Source organism: Xanthobacter pseudotagetidis (genome assembly GCF_043194795.2).
Taxonomy (GTDB): domain Bacteria; phylum Pseudomonadota; class Alphaproteobacteria; order Rhizobiales; family Xanthobacteraceae; genus Xanthobacter; species Xanthobacter tagetidis_A.
Genome location: NZ_CM195534.1, coordinates 808,279 through 832,309 on the forward strand (window position 1 = coordinate 808,279; position 24,031 = coordinate 832,309).

Annotated in this window: 17 protein-coding genes; 7 read left to right on the forward strand and 10 right to left on the reverse strand. The window is 72.8% G+C overall.

What is annotated here, in order from left to right; genetic code table 11:
- Window positions 1–24: 24 nt before the first annotated feature.
- A complete protein-coding gene (locus V5F67_RS03700; protein WP_394022184.1) occupies window positions 25–1,254 on the forward strand; it encodes an argininosuccinate synthase in 1,230 nt (409 codons plus the stop codon).
- Between the two features lie 440 nt (window positions 1,255–1,694).
- Here the strand turns inward: V5F67_RS03700 and V5F67_RS03705 are convergent, their stop codons facing one another.
- From V5F67_RS03705 to tesB, 3 genes are all read right to left on the reverse strand, one after another.
- Window positions 1,695–3,056, reverse strand: coding sequence for an ammonium transporter (locus V5F67_RS03705; RefSeq protein ID WP_394022183.1), 1,362 nt, complete (start codon window positions 3,054–3,056; stop codon window positions 1,695–1,697).
- A gap of 29 nt (window positions 3,057–3,085) precedes the next feature.
- Entirely contained in the window at window positions 3,086–3,424 is a 339-nt protein-coding gene (locus tag V5F67_RS03710; RefSeq protein WP_121624088.1) for a P-II family nitrogen regulator, read from the reverse strand.
- A gap of 425 nt (window positions 3,425–3,849) precedes the next feature.
- Window positions 3,850–4,788 (reverse strand): acyl-CoA thioesterase II, encoded by a 939-nt coding sequence (tesB, locus tag V5F67_RS03715; protein ID WP_394022182.1) that lies wholly within the window; start codon window positions 4,786–4,788, stop codon window positions 3,850–3,852.
- Between the two features lie 132 nt (window positions 4,789–4,920).
- Between tesB and V5F67_RS03720 the strand changes: the two genes are divergently transcribed.
- A complete protein-coding gene (locus tag V5F67_RS03720; RefSeq protein WP_394022181.1) occupies window positions 4,921–6,201 on the forward strand; it encodes a ubiquinone biosynthesis hydroxylase in 1,281 nt (426 codons plus the stop codon).
- Window positions 6,202–6,213: 12 nt separating this feature from the next.
- Here the strand turns inward: V5F67_RS03720 and V5F67_RS03725 are convergent, their stop codons facing one another.
- Entirely contained in the window at window positions 6,214–8,169 is a 1,956-nt protein-coding gene (locus V5F67_RS03725) for a heavy metal translocating P-type ATPase (RefSeq protein ID WP_394022180.1), read from the reverse strand.
- 139 nt (window positions 8,170–8,308) lie between these two features.
- Here V5F67_RS03725 and mbfA point away from each other — a divergent pair, with 139 nt between their 5' ends.
- Complete coding sequence (gene mbfA / locus V5F67_RS03730) at window positions 8,309–9,295, forward strand: iron exporter MbfA (RefSeq protein ID WP_394022179.1); 987 nt, start codon at window positions 8,309–8,311, stop codon at window positions 9,293–9,295.
- Between the two features lie 255 nt (window positions 9,296–9,550).
- Window positions 9,551–10,534, forward strand: coding sequence for a zinc-dependent alcohol dehydrogenase family protein (locus tag V5F67_RS03735; RefSeq protein WP_394022178.1), 984 nt, complete (start codon window positions 9,551–9,553; stop codon window positions 10,532–10,534).
- 6 nt (window positions 10,535–10,540) lie between these two features.
- Here the strand turns inward: V5F67_RS03735 and V5F67_RS03740 are convergent, their stop codons facing one another.
- Entirely contained in the window at window positions 10,541–12,451 is a 1,911-nt protein-coding gene (locus V5F67_RS03740) for a PHA/PHB synthase family protein (RefSeq protein WP_394022177.1), read from the reverse strand.
- A gap of 355 nt (window positions 12,452–12,806) precedes the next feature.
- Here V5F67_RS03740 and V5F67_RS03745 point away from each other — a divergent pair, with 355 nt between their 5' ends.
- On the forward strand, window positions 12,807–13,955 hold the full coding sequence (locus tag V5F67_RS03745; protein WP_394022176.1) for an acyl-CoA dehydrogenase family protein: 1,149 nt from the start codon (window positions 12,807–12,809) through the stop codon (window positions 13,953–13,955).
- Window positions 13,956–13,967: 12 nt separating this feature from the next.
- Here V5F67_RS03745 and V5F67_RS03750 read toward each other — a convergent pair whose 3' ends face one another.
- The 3 genes from V5F67_RS03750 to V5F67_RS03760 all read right to left on the reverse strand — a co-directional run bounded on the left by V5F67_RS03750 (window position 13,968) and on the right by V5F67_RS03760 (window position 20,501).
- The gene (locus tag V5F67_RS03750; RefSeq protein ID WP_394022175.1) at window positions 13,968–14,852 is read right to left on the reverse strand and encodes a CHAD domain-containing protein; all 885 of its coding nucleotides are present in this window, start codon (window positions 14,850–14,852) and stop codon (window positions 13,968–13,970) included.
- Window positions 14,853–14,919: 67 nt separating this feature from the next.
- Window positions 14,920–19,020, reverse strand: a complete 4,101-nt coding sequence (locus V5F67_RS03755) for an AsmA family protein (RefSeq protein ID WP_509210606.1) — start codon at window positions 19,018–19,020, stop codon at window positions 14,920–14,922.
- Between the two features lie 68 nt (window positions 19,021–19,088).
- Window positions 19,089–20,501 carry an FAD-binding oxidoreductase gene (locus tag V5F67_RS03760; RefSeq protein WP_394021581.1) on the reverse strand — a complete coding sequence of 471 codons (1,413 nt, stop codon included), beginning with the start codon at window positions 20,499–20,501 and terminating at the stop codon, window positions 19,089–19,091.
- 222 nt (window positions 20,502–20,723) lie between these two features.
- Here V5F67_RS03760 and V5F67_RS03765 point away from each other — a divergent pair, with 222 nt between their 5' ends.
- Together V5F67_RS03765 and V5F67_RS03770 are read left to right on the forward strand one after the other, a co-directional pair.
- Window positions 20,724–21,233 (forward strand): thioesterase family protein, encoded by a 510-nt coding sequence (locus tag V5F67_RS03765; RefSeq protein ID WP_394021580.1) that lies wholly within the window; start codon window positions 20,724–20,726, stop codon window positions 21,231–21,233.
- A 255-nt stretch (window positions 21,234–21,488) separates the two neighbouring features.
- Complete coding sequence (locus tag V5F67_RS03770) at window positions 21,489–21,671, forward strand: hypothetical protein (protein WP_394021579.1); 183 nt, start codon at window positions 21,489–21,491, stop codon at window positions 21,669–21,671.
- Between the two features lie 10 nt (window positions 21,672–21,681).
- Here the strand turns inward: V5F67_RS03770 and V5F67_RS03775 are convergent, their stop codons facing one another.
- Complete coding sequence (locus tag V5F67_RS03775) at window positions 21,682–22,602, reverse strand: 50S ribosomal protein L11 methyltransferase (protein WP_394021578.1); 921 nt, start codon at window positions 22,600–22,602, stop codon at window positions 21,682–21,684.
- Between the two features lie 35 nt (window positions 22,603–22,637).
- A complete protein-coding gene (locus tag V5F67_RS03780) occupies window positions 22,638–23,900 on the reverse strand; it encodes a GGDEF domain-containing protein (RefSeq protein WP_394021577.1) in 1,263 nt (420 codons plus the stop codon).
- Between the last annotated feature and the right edge of the window lie 131 nt (window positions 23,901–24,031).

Sequence of the window (24,031 nt, forward strand, 5' to 3'; positions counted from 1 at the left end):
CGCTCCCAACCCCCGAGAGACCTGATGGCGCGTGACGTGAAGAAGGTGGTGCTGGCCTATTCCGGCGGGCTCGACACCTCGGTGATCCTGAAATGGCTCCAGACCACCTATGGCTGCGAGGTCATCACCTTCACCGCCGACCTCGGCCAGGGCGAGGAGCTGGAGCCGGCGCGCAAGAAGGCGCAGCTGCTCGGCATCAGGGACGAGAACATCTTCATCGAGGACGTGCGCGAGGAGTTCGTGCGGGACTACGTGTTCCCCATGTTCCGCGCCAACGCGCTCTATGAGGGGCTGTACCTGCTCGGCACCTCCATCGCCCGGCCGCTGATCGCCAAGAAGCAGATCGAGATCGCGCGGAAGATGGGCGCCGACGCGGTCGCCCACGGCGCCACCGGCAAGGGCAACGACCAGGTGCGCTTCGAGCTCGCTTACTACGCGCTGGAGCCGGACATCACGGTGATCGCCCCCTGGCGCGAATGGGACCTGACCTCGCGCACCCGGCTTTTGGAGTTCGCCGAGGCGCACCAGATCCCGATCGCCAAGGACAAGCGCGGCGAGGCGCCGTTCTCGGTGGACGCGAACCTCCTGCACTCCTCCTCCGAGGGCAAGGTGCTGGAGGACCCGGCCGAGGACGCGCCGGACTATGTCTACCAGCGCACCATCTCGCCGGAGGACGCCCCGGACGAGGCGACCATCATCACCATCGCCTTCGACAAGGGCGACGCGGTGGCCATCGACGGCGAGGCGCTGTCGCCCGCGAGCCTGCTCACGAAGCTGAACGCGCTCGGCAAGGAGAACGGCATCGGCCGGCTCGACCTGGTCGAGAACCGCTTCGTCGGCATGAAGAGCCGCGGCATCTACGAGACCCCCGGCGGCACGATCCTGATCGCCGCCCATCGCGGCATCGAGAGCATCACCCTCGACCGCGGCGCGGCGCACCTCAAGGACGAGCTGATGCCGCGCTATGCGGAGCTGATCTACAACGGCTTCTGGTTCTCGCCCGAGCGCGAGATGCTGCAGGCCGCCATCGACCACTCGCAGGCGTTCGTGACCGGCGAGGTGACGGTGAAGCTCTACAAGGGCAACGCCACCGTGATCGGCCGCAAGAGCCCCTATTCGCTCTACAACCAGGAGCTTGTGACCTTCGAGGAGGGCGCGGTCGCCTACGACCACCGCGACGCGGCCGGCTTCATCAAGCTCAACGCCCTGCGCCTGCGCACGCTGGGCTCGCGCGCGCGTAAGATCTCCGAGTAGGCGCCGGCGGCGCCGGGACGGATCGACATCGCCGGCTGGCGCGGCGACACGGCATTCGCCCTGGATGGCTAAAATGCGCGTCTCCACGCTGCGTCGTCATGCCCGGCCCCGTGCCGGGCATCCACGCCGTGCCGATGGCGCCGCGCTTCCGCATGTCCGCGCCATGCCGCAAGGCGTGAATGGCCGGGGCAGGCCCGGCCATGACGGCGGTTTCCGGAACATCCCGTCCGCTCAGCACTGAACGCTGGAAAAGGCCCGGCATGGCGCCCGCTCCCCCTGGTTCTGGCGGCACGGGGCGGCGCAACGGGCCGGCGAAGCGGCTCCGGCAACCGGTCGCGGTCCCGCGGAAAAGATGAGGCCCCGGCGCTCGCGCGCCGGGGCCTTTCTCGTTCCCCTCTTTTTGAACGAGAGCGGGGCGGCCTGGGCCGCCCCGCGTGAACTCACGAGTGGTAGGCGCGCTCGCCGTGCTCGTTGATGTCGAGGCCCTCGCGCTCCACGTCCGCGGACGGGCGCAGGCCCACCACGATGTTGAGCACGAAGAAGATGATCGCGGAGACCACGCCCGACCAGACGATGGTGATGATGGTCGCCTGGCCCTGGATCAGGACCTGCTTCACCATCTCGTAGTCGGCCACGCCGGCGCCGCCGAGCGCCGGGGACACCAGGATGCCGGTGCCGATGGCGCCGATGATGCCGCCCACGCCGTGAACGCCGAACACGTCCAGGCTGTCGTCATAGCCGAGCGCGTTCTTCACGGTGGTGCAGAAGAAGAAGCACACCACCGCGGCGACGATGCCGAGCACGATCGCGCCCATGGGGCCGGAGGCGCCGCAGGCCGGGGTGATGGCCACGAGGCCGGCCACCGCGCCCGACGCGCCGCCGAGCATGGAGGGCGCGCCCTTCACCAGCCACTCGATCACCAGCCAGCCGACGATGGCTGCGGCGGTGGCGAGGAAGGTGTTGACCATCACCAGGGTCGCGAGGCCGTTGGCCTCCAGGTTCGAGCCCACGTTGAAGCCGAACCAGCCGACCCACAGGAGGGAGGCGCCGATCATGGTGAAGGGCAGCGAGTGGGGCGGGAGCTGCTCCTTGCCGTAGCCGATGCGCTTGCCGACGATGAGGCAGCCCACCAGGCCGGCGATGCCGGCATTGATGTGCACCACCGTGCCGCCCGCGAAGTCCAGCGCGCCGAGGGTGAACAGGTAGCCCTCGGAGAACCACACCATGTGGGCGATCGGGAAGTACACGAACGTGCCCCACAGGATCGCGAACAGGATCACCGCCGGGAACTTGATGCGCTCGGGGAACGCGCCGACCGCGAGGGCCGGGGTGATCGCCGCGAAGGTCATCTGGAAGGCGATGAAGGCGAACTCAGGAATCTGAACGCCCTTGGTGAAGGTGTCGGCGAGGCTTTCGACCGTGACGCCGGCGAGGAAGGCCTTCTCGAAGCCGCCGATGAAGGCGTTGCCCGAGGTGAAGGCGAGCGAGTAGCCGTAGAGCACCCACACAAGCATCATCACCGCGGTGATGGTGAGCACCTGCATGAGCACCGAGAGCATGTTCTTGGCGCGCACGAGGCCGCCGTAGAACAGAGCGAGGCCGGGCACGGTCATGAGCAGGACGAGCACCGTGGACGTCATCATCCACGCCACGTCGCCCTTGTTCACGGTCGAGACAGCCTCGGCCGCCGCCGGAGAAGCGGCGGCCGGCGCCTCGACGGGCTGGCCGAGCGCCGGCAGCGCGACGGCCGCTGCTACCATTAGCGCGGGAATCCCCACGCGGGTCCACGTCTTGAACGTCATGGAAGGAAGCTCCGTGAAATGAGGATGGCTCAAAGGGCGTCGGCGTCGGTCTCGCCGGTGCGGATGCGCACGGCGTGATCGATCGGGAAGACGAAGATCTTGCCGTCGCCGATCTGTCCGGTCTTGGCGGAGGCGGTGATCGCCTCGACCACCTTGGCGACCTGGTCGGCCGCAACCGCCACCTCGACCTTGAGCTTCGGCAGGAAGCTCACGGCGTACTCGGCGCCGCGATAGATCTCGGTGTGGCCCTTCTGACGCCCGTAACCCTTCACCTCGGTCACGGTCAGGCCGTGAACACCGATACCGGTGAGGGCATCGCGCACCTCCTCCAGCTTGAATGGCTTGATGATGGCCATGACGATCTTCATGGATCGGTCCCTGTCCCCTGATGACCGCCGCGGCCGTTGACCGGGGCGGTGTGTTTTCTCGCGGCTTGGCCGTGCGGGTCGGGGCGATCCACGCCGCGGCCCAAGCCTGCGCGAATGGGAATCAAGGACCGTGCCAATCGGGCCGGAAGGGCGGGGATGGGTGCTTATTTTCTCGCCATGGCCCATTGCTGAGTCATCGACGCCCCATCCTTGCCGCTTTTTGTGCCTGTTTCTTAGGCGCAAAGCTCATGGGGTGCTCATTTCCCATGTGGTGTCATGGGTCCATGCCAGGGAGGGGCCCGATTCGCCTTTGCACGCCGGTGCCCGCTCCGGAACGACTTGCCCGGCCCGGCGGAGGCAGTGCCTCGTAAGAAAGCATCGGAGTAGGGAGGCCGGCGGCGCGCCGGCGGCGGCAGCGCGTCCGGCTACGTTGGGCGCGGGGTCACCGGCCGCATCAGCCCTTCCTGGGCGGAGGAGGCCACCAGCGTGCCGTCGCGGGTGAACAGCTGGCCGCGGCAGAAGCCGCGCGCGCCGGTCGCCATGGGGCTTTCCTGGCTGTAGAGCAGCCATTCGTCGGCGCGGAACGGCTGGTGCAGCCACAAGGCGTGGTCGAGGCTGGCGCACTGCAGGTCGACGTCGAACACGCTGCGCCCGTGCGGCACCAGCGCCGCCTGGAGCAGCGACAGGTCCGAGGCATAGGCCAGCACCGCCTGATGGGTGGGCAGGTCGTCCGGCAGGCGCCCGCGCGCCCGCAGCCACAGGCTGGCCTTGGCGTCGGGCGAGCTGGTGGCATAGGAGCCGTCGAGGAAGATCGGCTTCACCTCCAGCGGGCGCAGCGCCATCCAGTCGCGCAAGGCGGCGGCGGGAAAGCGCTTCAGCAGCCGCTCGCGCCACACCTCGTCGGCCGGCAGCTCCTCCGGCATCGGCACGCGCGGCATCTTCGCCTGGTGGGTCAGCCCCTCCTCGACGACCTGGAACGAGGCCGACATGAAGAAGATCGCCCGCCCGTGCTGGATCGCCACCACCCGCCGGGTGGTGAAGGACTTGCCGTCGCGGATGCGGTCCACGTCGTAGACGATGGGGATGGTGGGATCGCCGCCCAGCAGGAAGTAGCCGTGCAGCGAGTGCACCACCCGCGCCGGCTCCACGGTGCGGCGCGCCGCCACCAGCGCCTGGGCGATCACCTGGCCGCCGAACACCCGCCCGCCGCCCGGCGAGCCGCTGCGACCCCGGAACAGGTTGATCTCCAACTGCTCGAGGTCGAGGATGCCCAGAAGGGCGTCGACGTCGGACTGCCGGTCGCCGGCTGGCGTTTCGGCGGGGGGCTCGGTGGACGTAGGCTCGGTGGGCGTTTGCTCGGTCATGGGGCGCTCGATGGGGCCGTGCCGTGAGCGGCGGGCCTGCGACGAAAACGCCACGGCGCGGCAGGCTGCGTCAAGTCGCTTCCCCATTCGGCAGGCTCTGCCGCGGGGAGCTGGCACAGGGAGAGGGATAAGATGATCGGCACCGGCACCACGGGCGCCGCCGCCTCCGGCGGCATCGAGGGGGTCCTTTCGGCCGCGCCGGGCGCGGACGTGGCCATCGTCGGCGGCGGCCTCGCCGGGCTCAGCCTCGCGCTGGCGCTGCGCCAGGGCCTCGGGCCGGACGCCGACATCGTGCTGTTCGACCCCGGCCTCGACCGGCTCGGCGCCGACGACGGGCGCTGCTCGGCCATCGCCGCCGGCGCGCGGCGCATGCTCTGCGTGCTCGGCGTGTGGGACACCGTGGCGGCGGCCGCGCAGCCGATCTGCTCCATGATCGTCACCGACAGCCGCACCCGCGACGTCGCCCGCCCGGTCTTCCTCACCTTCGACGGCGACGTGGAGCCGGGCGAGGCGTTCGCGCACATGGTGCCCAACGCCGCGCTCCAGGCGGCGCTGCTCGACGCCGCCCGCGCCGCCGGCATCGATTTGCGCGGCGCGGCGGTAGAGGCGTTCGATGCCGCCCGCGGCGGCGTGGGGCTGTCCTTCGGCGCCGGCGGGCGGCTCTCCACCCGCCTGCTGGTGGCCTGCGACGGGGCGCGCTCGCGCCTGCGCACCATGGCGGGCATCGCCAACGTGTCGTGGGGCTACGGCCAGAGCGGCATCACCTTCACCGTCGAGCACGAGCGCCCGCACGAGGGCCGGGCGGAGGAGCATTTCCTGCCCGCCGGCCCGTTCGCCACCCTGCCGCTGCCGGGCAACCGCTGCTCCATCGTCTGGACCGAGCGCACCGCCGACGCCGAGCGCCTCCTCGCTTTGCCCGCCGCCGCGTTCCAGGAGGAGCTGGAGCAGCGCTTCGGCCACAAGCTCGGCTGGGTGAAGGTGGTCTCGAAGCCGCGCGCCTATCCGCTCGGCTTCGCCATGGCCCGCAGCTTCATCGGCGACCGGCTCGCGCTGGTGGGCGACGCCGCCCACCTGATCCACCCCATCGCCGGCCAGGGCCTCAACATGGGCCTGCGCGACGTGGCGGCGCTGGCCGAGGTGGTGACCGACGCCGCCCGCGTGGGCCTCGATTTCGCCGCCCCCTCGGTGCTGGAGCGCTACCAGCGCTGGCGCCGCTTCGACACCCTGGCCATGGGGGTCGCCACCGACGGGCTCAACCGCCTGTTCTCCAACCGCTCCGACGTGCTGCGCGCGGTGCGCGACGTGGGGCTCGGCCTGGTCGACCGGATGCCGCGCCTCAAGGGCCTGTTCATCCGCGACGCCGCCGGCCTCACCGGCGAGGTGCCGAAGCTGCTGCGCGGCGAAATGCTCTGAGCCGGCGGGCGGTCAGGGGCAGGCGGTGCGGCAGGCCGAGCAGCCGCCGCCGGCCGCGCGCCGGAGCGCGCCGGCCGGTGGCGCCGGCGGCCCTTCGGGGCGCGGCGGCAGCAGCGCGCGCAGGGCGTTGAGGATCACCGCCACGTCGATGGCCTCCTGCAGCAGCGCCCCCTGCACCGGCGGCAGATAGCCGAACGCCGCCGCCAGCATGCCCAGCAGCGACAGGCCGATGCCCGCGAACACGCTCTGGCGGGCGATGGCGAGCGCGCGCCGCGCCGCCGCCACGCCCTCGGCGAGCCGGTCGAGCCGGTCCACCAGCAGCACCACGTCCGCCACCTCGGCGGAGGCCGCGGCGCCGCGCGCCCCCATGGCGACGCCCACGTCGGCGGCGGCCAGCGCCGGGGCGTCGTTGACGCCGTCTCCCACCATCATCACCGGGCCGAAGGCCCGCGCCGCCTTCACGCTCTCCACCTTCTCCCCGGGCGAGAGGTTGCCGGCGCAATCGTCGGCGCCGATGCGGCGGCACAGGGCGGACACCGCTTCGCGGCGGTCCCCGGAGGCGAGGCGGATGTGCTCCACGCCGGCCGCGCGCAAGGCCGCGATCATGCCGGGCGCGTCCTTGCGCATGTGGTCGGCGAGGACGATGCGGCCGGCAAGGCGGCCGTCCACCGCCACCAGGACCACGGCGGTGGCGTCCTCGTCGGACCGGGCGGCGTCGGGAAGGGTGCCGGACGCCCGCGCCGCCACGTAGGACCTTCGGCCGATGGCGACGCTGCGGCCCTCGACCCGGCCGGCGAGCCCGACGCCGCCGTCCTCCTCCACCTCCAGCGGCGCCGACAGCGCCAGCCCGCGCGCGCGGGCCGCCGCCACCAGCGCCTCGGCCATCACATGGTTCGAGGCCTGGTCGAGGCTGGCGGCGAGGCGCAGCACCTCGTTCGCGCCGAACCCCGCGGCGGTGTCGATGGTGGCGATGGCGGCGCGGCCCTGGGTGAGCGTGCCGGTCTTGTCCACCACCAGCGAGCGCACCCGCGCCATGACCTCCAGCGCGCCGCCGCTCTTCACCAGGACGCCGAGCTTGGCGGCGCGCGACAGGCCCGCCATGAGCGCCACCGGAACCGCGAGGATGAGCGGGCAGGGGGTGGCCACCACCAGCACCGCGAGCGCCCGGCGCGGATCGCCTGACAAAATCGCCGCGCCGGCCGCGAGCGCGAGCGAGATGGCGAGGAAGCCGAGCGCGTAGCGGTCGGCGAGCCGGACCATGGGGGCGCGGCTTTCGGCCGCCGCCGCCACCAGCCGCACGATCGCCGCGTAGGTGCTCTCGCGCGCGCTCCTCAGGGCTTCGAGGTCGAAGGCCGGCCCGACGTTCACCGAGCCCGACAAGGCGGTCTCACCGTCGCCGAGCCGCGCCGGGCGTGCCTCGCCGGTGATGGCGGACTGGTCGAGGAGGCCGGAGCCGGCGGCGATGCGCCCGTCCACCGGCACGGCGTCGCCATGGCGCACCAGCAGGAGGTCGCCGGGCGCGATCTCCTCGATCGGGCGGCTGACGAGGACGGACCCCTCGTGCCGCATCGCGGTGCGCGGCGCGCGGGCGACCAGGGCGGTCATCTCGCGCCGCGCCCGCCCCTGCGCCAGCGCCTCCAGGAGCTGGCCGCCGGAATACATGAGCGCCACCACGTTGCCGGCCAGCGGCTCGCCGAAGGCGAGCGCGGCGCTCATGGACAAGGCGGCGAGGATGTCGAGCCCGAACTGGCCGGCCTTGAGCGAGCGGACGATCTCCAGCGCCAGCGCCGCCAGCACCGGCGCGGTGCCGACCGTGAAGGCGATCTGCGCTTCCTCCCGCCGGCCGAGGGCCAGCAGAAGCGCCGTTCCCGCGGCGAGCGGCACGGCCGCCAGCGCGAACAGCACGCGCCCGCCGGACGGCGCTGCGGGCGCGGGGCCCGCGCTGGCATTGTCTTCCGCGGCGTGCATTGCTTGGCTCCCGAATGCGCGCCCGCCGGTGCAGCGCCTGCGGCACTTCGCCGTTCGCGGGGGCGCGCGAGCGTCATTGCGGCGTCGCCCGCGACACTGCATATGCTTGTTTAGAATCAATTTAAACTGGAGTCACGGCATGTTGTCCGCCCTCCCCGCGCTTGTCGGTCGCAGGCGCTTCTCCGACCTCAACGAGCAGGAGGTGCTCGCCCTCGCCATCTCGTCGGAGGAGGACGACGCCCGGATCTACGACGACTATGCGGCCAACCTTCGTGCCGAATATCCGGACACCGCCCATGTGTTCGAGGGCATGGCGGCGCAGGAGCGCGGGCACGCCGCCAACCTCAAGCGCGAGTTCGAGCGCCGCTTCGGCCCCCACGTGCCGCTGATCCGGCGCGGCGACATCGCCGGCTATTACGGCCGCCGGCCGGTGTGGGTGATCTGCAGCCTCGGCATCGACCGCATCCGCCAGGAGGTGGGGCGGATGGAGGACGAGAGCGCCAACTTCTATCTCCAGGCGCAGAAGAAGGCGACCGATCCCGGCACCCGCAAGCTCTTGGAGAATCTCTACAAGGTGGAGATGCAGCACGAGGAGATCGCGGGCTCGCTGGCCGAGAAGTACCTGCCCGTCGACAAGAAGCAGGAGGAGGACGAGAAGGCGCGCCGCCAGTTCGTGCTCACCTGGGTGCAGCCGGGCCTCGCCGGCCTCATGGACGGCTCGGTGTCGACGCTGGCGCCGATCTTCGCCACCGCCTTCGCCACCCAGAACTCCCACACCACCCTGCTGGTGGGCCTCGCCGCCGCCGTGGGCGCGGGCATCTCCATGGGCTTCACCGAGGCGGTGCACGACGACGGGGTGATCTCCGGGCGCGGCTCGCCGCTGAAGCGCGGCATCGCCTCGGGCGTGATGACCGCGGTGGGCGGGCTCGGCCACGCGCTGCCTTACCTCATCCCCGAATTCTGGACCGCGACGGCGATCGCGATCGCGGTCGTGTTCGTGGAGTTGTGGGCCATCGCCTTCATCCAGAACCGCTACATGGAGACGCCGTTCTGGCGCTCGGTGTTCCAGGTGGTGCTGGGCGGCGCCCTGGTGCTGGCGGCGGGCATCTTCATCGGCGGCAGCTGACGGCGTCGCCCTTGCGCTCTCGCGGGGGAAACCCTCTCCCTAGAGGGCAGGGTGAGGGGACGGGACGCTCTGCAGCGGGCGCTCCGCATCGGCGACGGCTGAACCCCTCGCCCCGGGCCTCTCCCTCTGGGAGAGGGGGCAGGTCGCGCGGTGCGGGACAGCTGTCACCCGAAAAGCAAGGGTGTCCTTGCGTCGGCGCATGGCGCGGGCGCCGCGGCGGTGCCACTCTTCGCCGGTCCGCCAAGGAGGCCCCGCATGCGCGCAATGGTCCTGAACGCCCCCGGTGAGCGCCTGGTGCCGCAGGAGCGCCCCGGCCCGGTGCCCGGTCCCGGCGAGGTGCTCATCGAGGTCCTCGCCTGCGGCGTCTGCCGCACCGATCTCCACGTGCTGGACGGGGAGCTGACCCAGGCGCGTTATCCGATCGTGCCCGGCCACGAGGTGGTCGGCCGGGTGGCGGCGCTCGGGCCCGGCGTCTCGCATCTGCGGCGCGGCGAGCGCGTGGGCGTGGGCTGGCTCGGCCATGCCTGCGGCGTCTGCCCCTATTGCGCGGCGCAGGAGGAGAATCTGTGCGACGCGCCCGTGTTCACCGGCTGCACCCGCGACGGCGGCTTCGCCTCCCACATGGTGGCGGACGCGGCCTTCGCCTACCCGCTCGGCGAGGCGGGGGAGGACGCCGCCCTCGCGCCGCTGCTGTGCGCCGGGCTGATCGGCTGGCGCACGCTGAAGATGGCGGGCGAGGGGCGCCGCATCGGCCTCTACGGCTTCGGCGCCGCCGCCCACATCATCGCCCAGGTGGCGCGCTGGCAGGGGCGGGAGATCTACGCCTTCACCCGGCCCGGCGACACGGCGGCGCAGGACTTCGCCCGCGCGCTCGGGGCCGTCCATGCCGGCCCCTCCGATGCGCCCTCGCCCGAGCCGCTGGACGCCGCGCTGATCTTCGCGCCGGCCGGCGAGCTGGTGCCGCAGGCGCTCAGGGCGGTGCGCAAGGGCGGGCGCGTGGTGTGCGGCGGCATCCACATGAGCGACATTCCCTCCTTTCCCTACAGCTGGCTGTGGGAGGAGCGGAAGATCCTCTCGGTGGCGAACCTCACCCGCCAGGACGCGCACGAATTCCTGGCGCTGGCGCCCGAGGCCGGCGTCGCGACCCACGTCACGCCCTATCCGCTCGCCGAGGCGAACGCCGCCCTTGCCGACCTGCGCGCCGGCCGGCTGAAGGGCGCCGCCGTCCTGGTGCCGTAGGCCGCCCTAGCGCTGCATCACATAGGTGCCGGGCGCCGGCCCGAGCACCGCGTGGCCGGGGGCGCCGATATAGGGCAGGTGGATGCGCCCGGACGAATGGGCCGTCAGCCACGCCTCCCAGGCCGGCCACCAGGAGCCCTCCTGCGGCGGGTTCTGCTCCATCCACTCCTCCGGGCTCACATGCAGCGCGCCGTGGGCTGTGTCGTGGATGCGGTAGTGCCGGCGCTTGTGGCCGGGCTCGGAGACGATGCCGGCATTGTGCCCGCCCGAGGCCAGCACGAAGGTCACGTCGGTGTCGGTGAGCTGGTGGATCTTGTAGACCGACTTCCAGGGCGCCACGTGGTCGCGCTCCGTGCCCACCACGAACAGCGGCACGCGGACGTTCTGGAGCGCGACCGGACGGCCGTCCACCTGGTAGCGGCCGGCGGCGAGGTCGTTGTCCAGGAACATCCGGCGCAGATATTCCGAATGCATGCGGTAGGGCAGGCGCGTGGCGTCGGCGTTCCAGGCCATGAGGTCGTTCATGGGGGCGCGCTCGCCCATCAGGTACTCGCGCACCATGCGCGACCAGACGAGGTCGTTCGAGCGCAGCATCTGGAACGCCCCCGCCATCTGGCCGGCGGAGAGGTAGCCCTGGTCCCACATGACGCTCTCCAGCGCATAGAGCGCGCTGGGATCGACGAACAGCTGCAGCTCGCCCGGCTCGGAGAAGTCGGTCTGGGCGGCGAACAGCGTCATGGACTTCAGGCGCTCGTCGCCGGCCCGGGCCATGGCGGCGGCGGCGATGGAGAGCAGCGTGCCGCCGAGGCAGTAGCCCACCGCATGCACCTTCTGGTCCGGCACCACCTGGTTCACCACGTCGAGCGCGGCCATGACGCCGAGCTTGCGGTAGTCCTCGAAGCCGAGGTCGCGGTCCTCCCGGGTCACGTTGCGCCAGGAGATGCAGAACACGGTGTGGCCCTTGCCCACCAGGTAGCGGATCAGCGAGTTCTGGGGCGACAGGTCGAGGATGTAGTACTTCATGATCCAGGCCGGCACGATCAGGATCGGCTCGGCCTCGACGTCGCGCGTGGTGGCGCGGTACTGGATCAGCTCCATCAGGTGGTTGCGGTAGATCACCTCGCCCGGCGTGACCGCCACCTCCTTGCCGGGGGTGAAGGCCTCGGCGCCCACCGGCGGCTGGCCGGCGACCTTGCGCGCCTGGTCCTCCAGGAAGTTGCGCGCGCCCGCGACGAAGTTGCCGCCCAGCGTCTGGCGCGCGCGCTTCAGCACCTCCGGATTGGTGAAGGGGGAGTTGGAGGGCGAGAACATGTCGAGCATCTGGCGCGCCGCGAACGCCACCACCGCCTCGTTGTGGGGGGCGACGCCCGGCACGCCCTGGGTGGCGTTGTGCCACCACTGCTGGTTCAGCAGGAAGCCCTGGTACCAGAAGCGGAACGGCCAGTCCTGCCAGGACGGCGCGGAGAAGCGCTCGTCGCCCTCCAGCGGCTGGATGCAGGCGGGCAGGCCCCGGTCGAGGGTGGAGGCGGCGGCATAGGCGCCGAACCGCGACGCCTTGCGCCAGGCCTTGGTGGCGAGCTCCGCCTGCTTTCCGGGCGCGGCGGCGAGATGCATCCACCAGTCCAGGAAGGCGAGGGAGAGGCCGATGGGCGAGAGGCCCTGGCTCGCGCGGGCGCCGAGCGCCGCGGCGGCGCGATCCACCGCGCGGAAGGCGGCGGGGGCGGTGCTGCTCTCGAAGTCCGCGTCGTCCGGGCACAGGAAGGCGGGCAGCCCGGGAAAGCCGGCCATCGGCGGGCGGCCCGGCGCCGGCAGGGGCACGGCGGCCGGAGCGCCCATCGGCACGGGCAGCGCGGCGGCCGGGGGTGCAGGCGTCGCCGACATCGGCGCGGGCAGGGTCGCGGGCAGTGTCACGGACATGGCGCAGCTTCCAACGGGCTTCGGGCTTGGCATTCGGGCGTGGCGTCGTGCGGTGCCGGGCCGGCGCGAGCCACATGGCGGCAGAGGTGGGCCGTTCCGGGCCATGGAACCTTGATGGGGGTCAACTGTCCATCCCGCCGGGTCGAAATTATGGCCTGCTGCTCGGCCTGGCGGCATCGCCGCGCGAAGCCGGGAGCCGGATGCCGGGCGAGAAGGGAGCGGACCGGGCCAGCCTCGATCGGAGCCATGGCCGGCGCCGCTTGACAATGCCGGGCGGAGCCGGGAAATCCGGCCGGGCGGCCGATGCCGCGCAACCACCGGCGCCGGGCCAGGGCGGCGGAGCGGGGAGAACGAGATGACCGAGGAACAGCGCCTCATCAAGGAGACCGCCGCCGCCTTCGCCCGCGACGTGCTGGCGCCCGGCGCCGCGCGCCGCGACCGGGAGAAGACGATCGAGCCGCAGGTGCTGAAGGGGCTCGCCGAGCTCGGCTTCCTCGGCATGACGGTGCCGGAGGCCTATGACGGCGCCGGCGCCGATTACGTGAGCTACGCCCATGCCCTGATGGAGGTGGCCGCCGGCGACGGCGCGGTCTCCACCATGATGAGCGTCCACAACGCGCCCTTCAACGCCATCCTGGAGCGCTACGGCACCGACGCCCAGAAGGAGGCGGTGCTGCGCCCCGCCGCGCGCGGCGAGTTCATCGGCGCGTTCGGCCTGACGGAGAGCGACGCCGGCTCGGACGCCGGCGCGCTCAAGACCCGCGCCGTGCGCCGCAACGACCGCTACATCGTCAATGGCGGCAAGGAGTTCATCACCTCCGGCAAGATCGGCGGCTGGATCGTGCTGTTCGCCAAGGTGGAGGGCTCGGCCGCCAAGAATCCCATGAAGAATCCCATGACGGCCTTCCTGGTGCCCACCTCCGCCACGGGCTACGTGGTGGCGAAGGTGGAGGACAAGCTCGGCCAGCGCGCCTCCGACACCTGCTCGCTGCGCTTCGAGGACCTGGAGGTGCCGGCCGAGTACCGCATCGGCGAGGAGGGCGAGGGCTACCGCATCGCCCTGTCCTCGCTGGAGACCGGGCGCATCGGCATCGCCGCCCAGTCGGTGGGCATGGCGCGCGCCGCCTACGAGGCGGCGGTGGCCTATGCCAAGGAGCGGCGCTCGTTCGGCAAGGCCATCATCGAGCACCAGGCGCTCGCCTTCCGCCTCGCCGAGATGCGCACCGACCTCGAGGCCGCGACCCAGCTGGTGCTGAGCGCGGCGCGCATGAAGGACCAGGGCCTGCCCTGCCTCACCGAGGCGGCGATCGCCAAGCTGTTCGCCTCCGAGGCGGCCGAGCGCATCGTCTCGCGCGCGCTGCAGACCTTCGGCGGCTACGGCTATCTCCAGGACTTCCCGGTGGAGCGCATCTATCGCGACGTGCGCGTGTGCCAGATCTACGAGGGCACCAGCGACATCCAGAAGATCATCATCTCCCGGGCCATCGCCGGTCCGGGGGCCTGACCGCGCCGCGCCTCAGAGCGCCCGGCGAAGCCTGCCGGCGAAGGCGTCGGCGCGGCGCCGGAACAGCCGGCGGTGAAGCTTGGTCGCCGCCCGCTTCAGCTGCCGCTGGAGGCGCGCCATGGCCTGCTCGAGCCGCGCGAGCCGCTCGGGCCCGAGCGGCGTAGCCGAAGCCTCCAGCATCGGGCGCAGGGTCTCGATATCCTGGTAGGCGCCGAGCAGGTCGCGCAGCTCCTGGGCGCGGGTGGCGCGCTTGCGGCCCCGGCCGGCGACGGCGGCGGCGAAGAAGCTCATCTGGTAGCGGTGCGCCACCACGCGCTTGCGGGCCTCGTGCATGTGGTGCGGGCTGTCGAACCGGGCCTTGCGCGCCTGCCGGTAGGCGCGCGCGAGCCCCGCCACCACGTCGGCGCCGGCGGCTTCCGCCGCGAGCCCGTCCGCCAGCTGCGCGCGGGCGGCGGCCAGGAAGTCGGCGAGCTCGGCGCGGTGGTCGTCGCTCTCGCCGCCGGGCGCCGGGTCCTCGCCGATGGCGGCGCGGGCCGCGGCGATGTCCTCCTCGCCGGCAAGGCCCTCGTCCGCCAGGTGCCGCAGCGCGTCCTGCGCCGCCGCCCGGTCGCGCGCCGCCGACAGGATGCGCGCGGCGGCGGCGGTGGCCCGGCGGGCGGCCTTGGCCCGTTCGCCCGGCACCAGGCGCAGCAGGCCGCGATACTCCTTCATGGCCTTGCGGGCGCTATGCACCATCGCCACCGGATCGGGCAGCCGCGCCGCCTTCTCCACCTTGGCGAGGACGGTCTCCAGGGCGGCGAGCACCTTCGGCTCGCCCGAGGCCGCCGCGGGAGATGGCGGGGCCTCGGCGAGGCCGGGCTGCGAAGCGGGCGCGGCGCTTTGGCTGAGGCGGTTCATGGCGCAAGTCTGCCACGGCGGGACCGGCGCGTCTCCCCCGGACCGCCGGGCGGCCCGCGCTCGGCGCTCAGCGCCCGCCCACCAGGGCCGGCGGGCGCGGGACGTCGCCGAAGCCTTGGGCGGGCGGCAGCGACGGCTCGGCCTGGGCGGCCGGCGGCGGCGCGGCCGGAGCCGGCAGGCTCTGCTGGTGCCGTGTCTCGGCGGCGCGGCGCGGCGCCGGCGTGTCCGCCGGGTGGGACGGTCGCGGGGCGTCCGCGCTCGCCGGAGCGGCCGGCCGGCGGGCGGGCGCCTCCGGCGGCGGCGTGGTTCCCACCCCGAAGCTCTGGGAGGCCGGGGGCGGGGCGGGCCGGCGCTCGACCGCGTCGGGCGCCGGTGCCTGCTGCACCGGTGGCGCCACGGGCGGCGCGGTCACGGGCGTCGGGGCAGCGGCCGGCGGCGGGGCCGGGACCGTCGCCTGTGACGGAGCCGGCCGGACGATCTGGCTTGGCGCCGGGGCGGGTGACGCCGGGAGCGGTGGCGCGACCGCCTGGGGCGCAGCCGCGGGAGCCGGACGCGCGGCCGGCGGCGCCTGAACCGCCGGCGCCGGTGCCGCCGGGCCGGCGGGGAGCGCGGTCGGCGTCGGCGCGGGCGGGACCGCTGCCGGAGCGGCGCTGGCGGGTGGCGGAGCGGCCGGCGCGGGGCGTGGCGCCAAGGCGGCCGGGGTGGGTGCGGCGGGCACCGCCGCCGGCCGGGCCGGCAGCGTCGCGGGCACCGGCGGCGGTGCCTGGGGCGCGCTGGACGGGACCGGACCGGATGGGGCCGGAGCGGGCGTGGGCGGGACGGCGGGGGGCGTGGCCGCGCCGGCGCGCTCCTGCTCCAGCCGGCGGGTCTCGCGCTCGATGGCGCGCAGGGCGATGACGCTGGTGAGGCCCGATGCCGTCACCCGGCGCTGCGGATTGGCCACCGGGCCGCGCCAGGAGATCTGCGCGCCGGGAATGCCGCCCGCCACCTCGGCGCCTTCGAGGCCGATCTGCGCCTCCATGGCGAGCCGCGCCAGGTCCAGGCTGCCGTCGAGGGTGACGTTGACCCCCTGGGCGGAGGCCCGCACCGGCGAGGTGCGCGCGGTGCCGTTCAGCACCGCGAGCGTGGTCTCGGCCGCCGGCAGGGCCAGCGGCGCGCGGCCGAGCGCCCGTTCCAGCAGCTGGGCGACGCGGCGCTCGTCCGGCGGCGGCTGGAGCGCGTCGGTCTCGGCCAGCACCGCGGCGAGCGCGCCGGGATCGGCGGCGTCGATGCGGAGCGGGGCGACCTTCAGCGTGCCCTGCCCGGACAGCGACTGGACCAGCGCCGCCATGGAGCGCCCGCTGCCGCCCAGGTCGAGGGCGAGCGACACCTTGCCGGCGGGCGGGGTGCGCGCGCCGGTCGGGGCGGCGAGGGCGGCGGCGTCCACCCGGTCGAGCACCAGGCGGCCCTCGGCGGCGATGGCGTCGCCGTCGTGGCCCAGCTTGAGCCGCCCCCCCACCTGCCCGCCGCCGAAGGTGGCCGACAGGTCGCGCACCTCGACGCCGTTCCCGTCGCTGACCAGCCGCAGGCGGGCGCCGGTGGCGGCATAGGGGCCGAGCACGGCGAGGCGGTCGGCGGCAAGCTCCAGGTCGACGGCCGCATGGGCGACGGCGGCGCCCTGGAAGCGCCCGGTGGCCCATGGCGCGCCCGCGTCCGGCTCGGGGGCGCGGGCGCCGGTGAGGGCGAGCAGGCGCGGCAAAGAGAGCACGTCGAAGGCGAGCCGCCCGGACAGCCGGGGCGCGGCGCCGGGCTCGATCGCCACCGTGCCCGAGATCGGCGCGCCGGCGAGCGACCCGGAAAGGTTCTGCAGCTGCGCCGTCCCGCCCTCGCGGGAGAACCCGAAGGCGAGGGCCACGGGCGCCGGACCGTCCGCGGCGGCGGCCACCTGGGGCAGGAGGCGGCCGAGGTCGCCGCCGTCCACCCGCATGGCGAGGCGAGGCGTCACCGTGCCGTCGGCGCCGAGCGAGGCGGTGCCGTCGCCGCTGAAATTGAGGCCCGCGACGGAGAGGCGTCCGCGCACGCGGTACTGCCCGTCGGTGAGCGGGTCGGCGGAGAACTGCCCGGAGGCCGGGCCGAGCCGGGGTCCGAGCCCCTCGGCGCCGAGCGCCGCCAGCACCCGGCCGGCATCGGTGGCGTCCGCCTTGACGGCAACGCTCAGCGGCACGCCCTGCGAGGGGCGCTGGAAGCCGACCGTGCCCGCGAGCAGGCCGAGCGTGCCCTCGGCCGAGACCGAGCGCCCGCCGCCCTGCGACCAGACCGCGGCGCTGGTGAGCTTCACCGGCCCGGCCACCGGCAGCAGGCGCGCCAGCACGTCCGCGGGCGCATCGCCCGCCACCAGGCGCACCACCGGCACCAGGCCATCGGCCTTGGGGCCGGTGACGGAGAGGTTCAGCTCGCCGCGCGGCACGGTGGAGAAGTTCTCCATCCAGCCGGCGCCTTCCAGCCTGATGCCGCCCAGGTCGTCCACCTTGAGGCGGGAGACGCGCCAGCTGCCGCCGGTGGCGGCGGCGTCGACCAGGAGCCCGCGCGCCGGCAGGCCGGACAGGGACAGGTTCTGGCCCTTCAGCGTCAGCTTGGCGTCGGCGCCGCCGCCGGTGCTCATGGCGGCCGCGCGCAGGGCGGCGATGATCGGGTCGAGGTCGAACCCGTCCATGGCGAGGTCGAGGTCGAGGCGCGGCGCCGGCCCGTCGAGCGCCGCGGCGGCGCTGCCGGTGACGCGGCTTTGGCCGAAGGCGCCGTCGATGCGCTGGAGCGCGATGCGGCCGGGCGCCAGCTCGAACCGGGCGGCGAGGCGCGCCGGCCCCCTCAGCGCCGCCGCGTATTCGCGCGGCACCCCCGCGGCGGCCCAGCGCAGGAAAGCGGCGGGATCGTCGGCGGTGAACTGCGCCTCCCCGCTCAGCTCGGCATCGCCCAGGGGCCCCGCCTTGGCGGTGCCCGCCGGCGCGGCGCGCATGGGCACGTTCGACAGGCGCAGCGACGCCGCGCCGGGCAGCAGCGCCTCGGCGGTGTCGATGCGCCAGCCGGCCGGGCCGCCCGAGACGTCGGCGCGGGCGTCGCGCACCAGCGTGCCGCCGAGCATGAGCTGGTCCACCGCCACGCCGATGCGCGAGGCCGCCTGCGGCGTCGGCAGCTGGGCGAACACCCCGAGGAAGCGCGCGAAGGCGGAGAGCGGGCTCGCCGCCGCGTCCTGGGCGTCGTCCGGTCCGCGGCCCAGCGCGTCGAGATCGAGACTGCGGCCGTTCAGCACCGCATCGAGGCCCGCGGCACGGCCCAGGGACAGGCGCGCCGAGCCGGAGAGCTGCGGCGGGGTCGCCGCGCCGCCGAGCGCGAGGTCGAGGCCCGTCGCCACCACAGCCTCGGGCGTGGCGCGGACCTGGGCCGACAGCTGCCAGGCCTCGAGGCCGCTCCGGCCGCGGCGGGTCAGGGCGGCGCGGCCCTCGAAGCGCGGCTTGCCGGCATCGAAGCCGAGGGCGCCGTCAAGGTCCGCGCCGAACGGGCTGGTGCGCCCGTCGAGCACCATGCGCAGGCGGCCCGTGCCGTCCGCGCCGGCCGTGCCGAGGGTGGAGCGCAGGCCGAAGCGGGCGCCAGCCGCCTCCACCTCGCCGTCGAGCCGGAGCGGGCCGGACAGCGAGCGCGCCTCGCCCCTGAGGTCGAGGTCGGTGAGGGTGACGGTGCGGTCGGACGCCCGGTCGAGCAGGTCGAGGCTGCCGTTCTCGATCTCGAACTTGGCGACCGACAGCTCGGTGGGGCGCCCGGCGCCGGTGGGCAGGGCGAAGCGGCCGGCGGAATCGAGCACCAGGCGCATCTGCGGTCGCACCAGCGCGACCCCGGTCGCCTCCACCTCGCCGCGCATCAGCGCGCCGAGCGAGAGCTCTGCGCGCAGCTCCTTCACGGTGCCGCCGGTGGAGACCACGTCTCCCAGCGTCACGTCGCGCAGGACGATGCGGGGCGCCGGCAGGATCTGGGCGTCGATGGGCCCGCGGATCACCACCGGCAGGCCGATGGCGTGGCCGATCTCGCTCTCGAACGTGCCGCGCCAGGCGTTCCAGTCCACCACGTAGGGCGCCGCGAACGCGCCGCCGATGGCGAGGATCACCGCCGAGGCGAGGCTTATCAGGATGCCCTGCACACCCGTACTCCCGAAAGGTTGTGCGCCGCAGCGCGGCGCCAACGAGACCCTATGGCGCGCGATTGCGATCAGATCGCGACGATCTTGCCCGGATTCATGATGTTGTCGGGATCGAGCGTGCGCTTGATGGCGCGCATCACCTCGAGCGCCGCCTCGCCGTGCTCGGCCGCCATGTAGCCCATCTTGCCCTGGCCCACCCCGTGCTCGCCGGTGCAGGTGCCGCCCATGGCGAGCGCGCGGGCGACGAGGCGCTTCATGTAGAGGTGGGCCTTCTCCACGTCCGCCGGATCGGCGTGGTCCACCATCAGCGTGGTGTGGAAGTTGCCGTCGCCCACATGGCCGACGATGGGGGCGACGAGGCCCATCTCCTCGATGTCACGCTTGGTCTCCATGACGCATTCGGCGAGGCGCGAGATCGGCACGCACACGTCGGTGGCCACCGCCTTGGCGCCGGGGCGCAGCGGCAGCGCCGACCAGTAGGCGTCGTGGCGCGCCTGCCAGAGCCTCGAGCGCTCCTCGGGCTTGACCGCGAAGGCGGCGGGGCCGCCGCCGAACTCGGCGGCGATGGCGCCGAAGCGGTCCGCCTGCTCGTGGACGCTCGCCTCGGTGCCGTGGAACTCCAGGAACAGGGTCGGGGTCTCGGCGAGCGTGAGCTTGGCATAGGCGTTGGAGGCGCGCACCTGCACCTCGTCCAGGAGCTCGATGCGGGCCACCGGAATGCCGGACTGGATGGTCATGATCACCGCGTTGCACGCCGCCTCGATGGAGGGGAACGGGCACACCGCCGCGGATATCGCCTCCGGGATGCCGTACAGCTTCAGCGTGATGGAGGTGATGATGCCGAGCGTGCCCTCGGCGCCCACATAGAGGCGGGTGAGGTCGTAGCCCGCCGAGGACTTGCGGGCCCGCGTCGCGGTGGTGATCAGCTCGCCCGAGGCGGTGACCACGTCGAGCGAGAGCACGTTGTCCTTCATGGTGCCGTAGCGCACCGCATTGGTGCCGGAGGCGCGGGTGGAGGCCATGCCGCCGAGCGAGGCGTCGGCGCCGGGATCGATGGGGAAGAACAGGCCCCGGTCGCGCAACTCCTCATTCAGCCGCTTGCGGGTGACGCCGGGCTCGATGACGCAGTCCAGGTCCCCGGCATTGATCGCGAGGATGCGGTTCATGCGCGAGAGGTCGATGCACACGCCGCCCAGGGGGGCGTTCACCTGGCCCTCCAGCGAGGTGCCCGCGCCCCAGGGGATCACCGGCACCCTGTGGGCCGCGCAGATGCGCACCGCCCGCTGCACGTCCTCCGCGCTCTCGGCGAACACGACGAGGTCCGGCGGCTCGTTCGGTAGGTAGGTGGTGACATTGGCGTGCTGGGACCGGATGACCGGGTTTGTCACGATTTTGTGATCGAGCGCCGATTTCAGTTCCTGCGTGGCGCGCGCGACACGCCCGGCCAATTCGGATTCGGATTTCGCGGATGCAACAAGCATTTACGATTCCTTAACTTGTATCCGTGAGGGATGGTGCCCGGGCGGGGAATGCGGATGTGGAAGGCGGTAGAATCAACAGTTTGGACGCCGTTTCCTCTTGACAGTGTCTTTTCTGATTCGCGGTCCGACGCCCCGTCTGCATCATTTCGGGCGTGACGAATGCCTGTTCCATCGGCACACTGAATAACGATCGAGCAACCCTACCGTCACAGGCGGCTCGCCATGCTACACCGGATCGACTTCGAACCCGTGTTTTTCGCCCCTTTCGTCTCCTCCGCCATGAAGGTGGAGCGCGAGTGGATCGACTATAACGGCCATCTCAACATGGCCTATTACAACCTGCTGTTCGACCGGGCGGTGGACGAGGCGTCCCAGCTGCTCGGTCTCGGCCCGGACTATGCGGAAAGCTGCGGCGCCTCCTTCTTCACGGCGGAAGCGCATGTGCGCTACCTGCGCGAGCTCAAGCCGGAGAGCCCGGTTCGCGTCACCCTGCGGCTCGTCGACTATGACGAGAAGCGCCTGCACCTGTTCCAGACGCTGCATCATGCCATCGAAGGCTGGGAATCCGCCACCTGCGAGCAGCTGGCGATCCACGTGGATCTGAAATCGCGCCGCGCGGTGCCGTTCCCCGACGACGTCCTGGAACTGGTGGCCACCATGCGCGCGGCGCATGCCGCTCTGCCGAAGCCCGAAGGCCTCGGCCGTTCCGTCGCCATGCTGGCGCGGGTCTGAGGCCGCCGTCCGGCCCTGGCGGCGAGCTGTGGAATCGGGCGCTTCGGCGCCCGTTTTCGTTGGCGCGGGAGGGTCGGCTCCGAAGCTCCGGCCGTCCCTGATTGTTCAGAATTTCATCAATTTCACGTCTGCCCGCCTTGCGCGCAATGCAGGGCAGTCATGCTGACCTATTCATTCTCTTCTGCTGCAGTGCGGCATATGTTGCATTGCATCAAGGTCGCAGTCCCACTCCGACCGTCGCAGCAGGAGGCCTCCATGAGCGCCGTGACCTTCCCGAAGACCCTCGCCGACCCCAAGGGCGTATCCGTCAAGGCGGCGGGCACCCCCGCCAAGGGTTTCTTCGCCCGCGTGCTGGACGCCATCATCGCCGCCCGCAGCGCCCAGGCCGAGCGCGAGATCGCCCGCTACCTGAACGGGTTCGAGCGCGACCCGCGCTGACTCCTCGGCCTTACCGCCCCGGTCGGGGCCGGCCGGCCCCGCGCGCGAGCGTGAGCGTCGTCCAGCCCTCGATGGAGCGGCGGCGCACCAGATGGAGCCCCTGGGCGCGGTAGGCGGCGAGCGCCGCCGGCGCCTGGGCGTCGAGCAGGCCTGAGAGCACCACCGTGCCGCCGGGCGCCAGAAGCCCGCAGAGCGGGCGCGCCAGCCGCTTCAGCGGCGGCAGCAGGATGTTGGCGAGGATCAGGTCGTAGGGGCCGTCCTGGCCGATGGCCCGCGCGTCCGCGCCCGCCGCATGCACGAACCGCACATGGGGCGCCGCCTTGTTGGCGCGCGCATTCTCCCGCGCCGTCCTCACCGCGACGATGTCGATGTCGCTCGCCGTCACCCGGGTGCGCATCAGCCGCGCCGCGGCGATGGCCAGCACTCCCGTTCCGGTGCCGATGTCGAGGATGCGCCGCGGCCGGCCGCGCCGGGCGGCGTCCGCCACGGCGGCGAGGCAGCCCTGGGTGGTGCCGTGGTGGCCGGTGCCGAAGGCGAGCGCCGCCTCGATCTCGATGCCGATGGTGGCGCCCTTCACCCGCGCCCGGTCGTGGGCGCCGTGCACCATGAACGGCCCCACCACCACCGGCGCGAGGCCCTCGAGGCTCGCCGCCACCCAGTCCTTCTCGGCGATCTGCGAGAACGCGACCACGTCCGCCATCTCCTGCCCGGCGGCGCAGGCGACCAGCGCCTTCAGGTCGTCCGGGTCGAACGCGGCGCCGGCGAACACCTCCACCACCCATTCCCCGTCCGGCGCCTCGAAATTGGCCACCGCCACCTCGGCCGGGTCGTAGGTCTCCGAGATCAGGTCGGCGATGCGCCGGGCCTGGTCGCGCGGCGCGCTCACGCGCATGACGTGGGTGGCGTCGTTGGGGGGCAGGCCTTCGAGCATGTGGGGTCCGGTGCTGTGGCGAAGTTTCCGGCCGCTCAGGCGTCGAACGCGCCCACGGTACGGTCGCGCCCGGCCCCCTTGGCCGCGTAGAGCCGCTTGTCGGCCGTGGCGAGCAGGTCCGTCAAGCTCGCTCCGTCGTCCGGGGTGGTGGCGATGCCGATGGAGACCGATTGCGCCTGGATGCCGTCCGGCAGCGGCGCCGCCTCCACGCGCTGGCGGACCATGGCGGCGATCTGCATGGCCGCGCGATGGTTCACGCCGGGGGTGAAGATGGCGAACTCGTCGCCGCCGTAGCGCACCACGTAGTCGCCGCGCCGAAGCCCGTCCTTGAGCGCTCCGGCGAGACGGCGCAGCACCTCGTCGCCGACCGGATGGCCGTGCCTGTCGTTCACCTCCTTGAAGCCGTCCAGGTCCACCAGAAGCAGGCTCAGCGGCTGTCCGCTGGTGCCGGCGACGGCGATGAGGTCGCGGCCGAGCTGGTCGAACTGGCCCCGGTGGAGCACCTGGGTCAGCGCATCGTGGCGCGAGGCGATCTCCAGCTTCTCGTATTTCTGCCGGTAGGTAAGGGTGTCGAAGATATCGGTGATCTTCGGGCTCGCTCCCTCCCGGCGGTGCTCGAAGCGCGTGAGGTAGAGCGCCAGCAGGCCCGCATAGACCGCGGCGGCGGCCAGCTTTCCCGCCCAGCCGCCGATGCCGGCCGAGAGCGGCACGCCCAGCGAGAGGTTCAGCACCGTGAAGAAGGCGATCTGGTCGAAGGTCAGGACCAAAGCGAGCGCCGCCCAGATGGTCAGCACCAGCCGACCCTGGAACAGGCGGGAGAGGCGCTCGTAGAGCAGGATCAGCGCCACGCAGTCGATGAACAGGAGCAGGGTGCCCCACGCCATGAGCACGCCCATCTGGTCCATGAAGGCGAGGTCGGCCGGGGCGCCGGGGGCCGGGGTCGCGTAGTGGGTGCGCAGCAGGGCGACGAGCACCAGCAGGATGGCGTTGCCCAGCATCAGCCCGTAGATCGGCTGGCGCGCCACCACCGCGTCCTCGCGGATATAGACCAGGAGCAGCAGCGCGAGCTTGCCGGCGAACATCACCACCGAGCCGGGCGACAGCGACACGCCGAGCGGCAGCGCCACATAATAGCTGGCGGCGAGGTAGGTCTCCATGAAATGGAGGCTGCCGAGGGCGCAGAAGAAGGCGCCGATCCCGAGCGTCGCGCGGGCGCGGAACAGCGCCAGCATGGCGGCGAAATAGGCCACCATCTCCACCAGCAGCAGCGCGACGTTCGAGGCGAGGAGGGCAGTCAATCCGAATCCAACCCCATGCGGCGCACGAGCCGCATGCGTGAGAGGCATCGTTCTCGGCCGCCAGTCCGCGCTGACGTCGCCCTTCGTCGGCTGGGCCGGCACGCGCAGCGCTTGTCCGCGCTCAGCGAGTG

Coding starts and splice junctions, on each gene's coding strand:
- mbfA (WP_394022179.1), top strand. CDS start 8,309: ATGTTGTCCGCCCTCCCCGCGCTTGTCGGTCGCAGGCGCTTCTCCGAC.
- V5F67_RS03750 (WP_394022175.1), bottom strand. CDS start 14,852: ATGAACCGCCTCAGCCAAAGCGCCGCGCCCGCTTCGCAGCCCGGCCTC.
- V5F67_RS03735 (WP_394022178.1), top strand. CDS start 9,551: ATGCGCGCAATGGTCCTGAACGCCCCCGGTGAGCGCCTGGTGCCGCAG.
- V5F67_RS03700 (WP_394022184.1), top strand. CDS start 25: ATGGCGCGTGACGTGAAGAAGGTGGTGCTGGCCTATTCCGGCGGGCTC.
- V5F67_RS03760 (WP_394021581.1), bottom strand. CDS start 20,501: ATGCTTGTTGCATCCGCGAAATCCGAATCCGAATTGGCCGGGCGTGTC.
- V5F67_RS03745 (WP_394022176.1), top strand. CDS start 12,807: ATGACCGAGGAACAGCGCCTCATCAAGGAGACCGCCGCCGCCTTCGCC.
- V5F67_RS03720 (WP_394022181.1), top strand. CDS start 4,921: ATGATCGGCACCGGCACCACGGGCGCCGCCGCCTCCGGCGGCATCGAG.
- V5F67_RS03775 (WP_394021578.1), bottom strand. CDS start 22,602: ATGCTCGAAGGCCTGCCCCCCAACGACGCCACCCACGTCATGCGCGTG.
- V5F67_RS03705 (WP_394022183.1), bottom strand. CDS start 3,056: ATGACGTTCAAGACGTGGACCCGCGTGGGGATTCCCGCGCTAATGGTA.
- tesB (WP_394022182.1), bottom strand. CDS start 4,788: ATGACCGAGCAAACGCCCACCGAGCCTACGTCCACCGAGCCCCCCGCC.
- V5F67_RS03725 (WP_394022180.1), bottom strand. CDS start 8,169: ATGCACGCCGCGGAAGACAATGCCAGCGCGGGCCCCGCGCCCGCAGCG.
- V5F67_RS03710 (WP_121624088.1), bottom strand. CDS start 3,424: ATGAAGATCGTCATGGCCATCATCAAGCCATTCAAGCTGGAGGAGGTG.
- V5F67_RS03765 (WP_394021580.1), top strand. CDS start 20,724: ATGCTACACCGGATCGACTTCGAACCCGTGTTTTTCGCCCCTTTCGTC.
- V5F67_RS03740 (WP_394022177.1), bottom strand. CDS start 12,451: ATGTCCGTGACACTGCCCGCGACCCTGCCCGCGCCGATGTCGGCGACG.
- V5F67_RS03770 (WP_394021579.1), top strand. CDS start 21,489: ATGAGCGCCGTGACCTTCCCGAAGACCCTCGCCGACCCCAAGGGCGTA.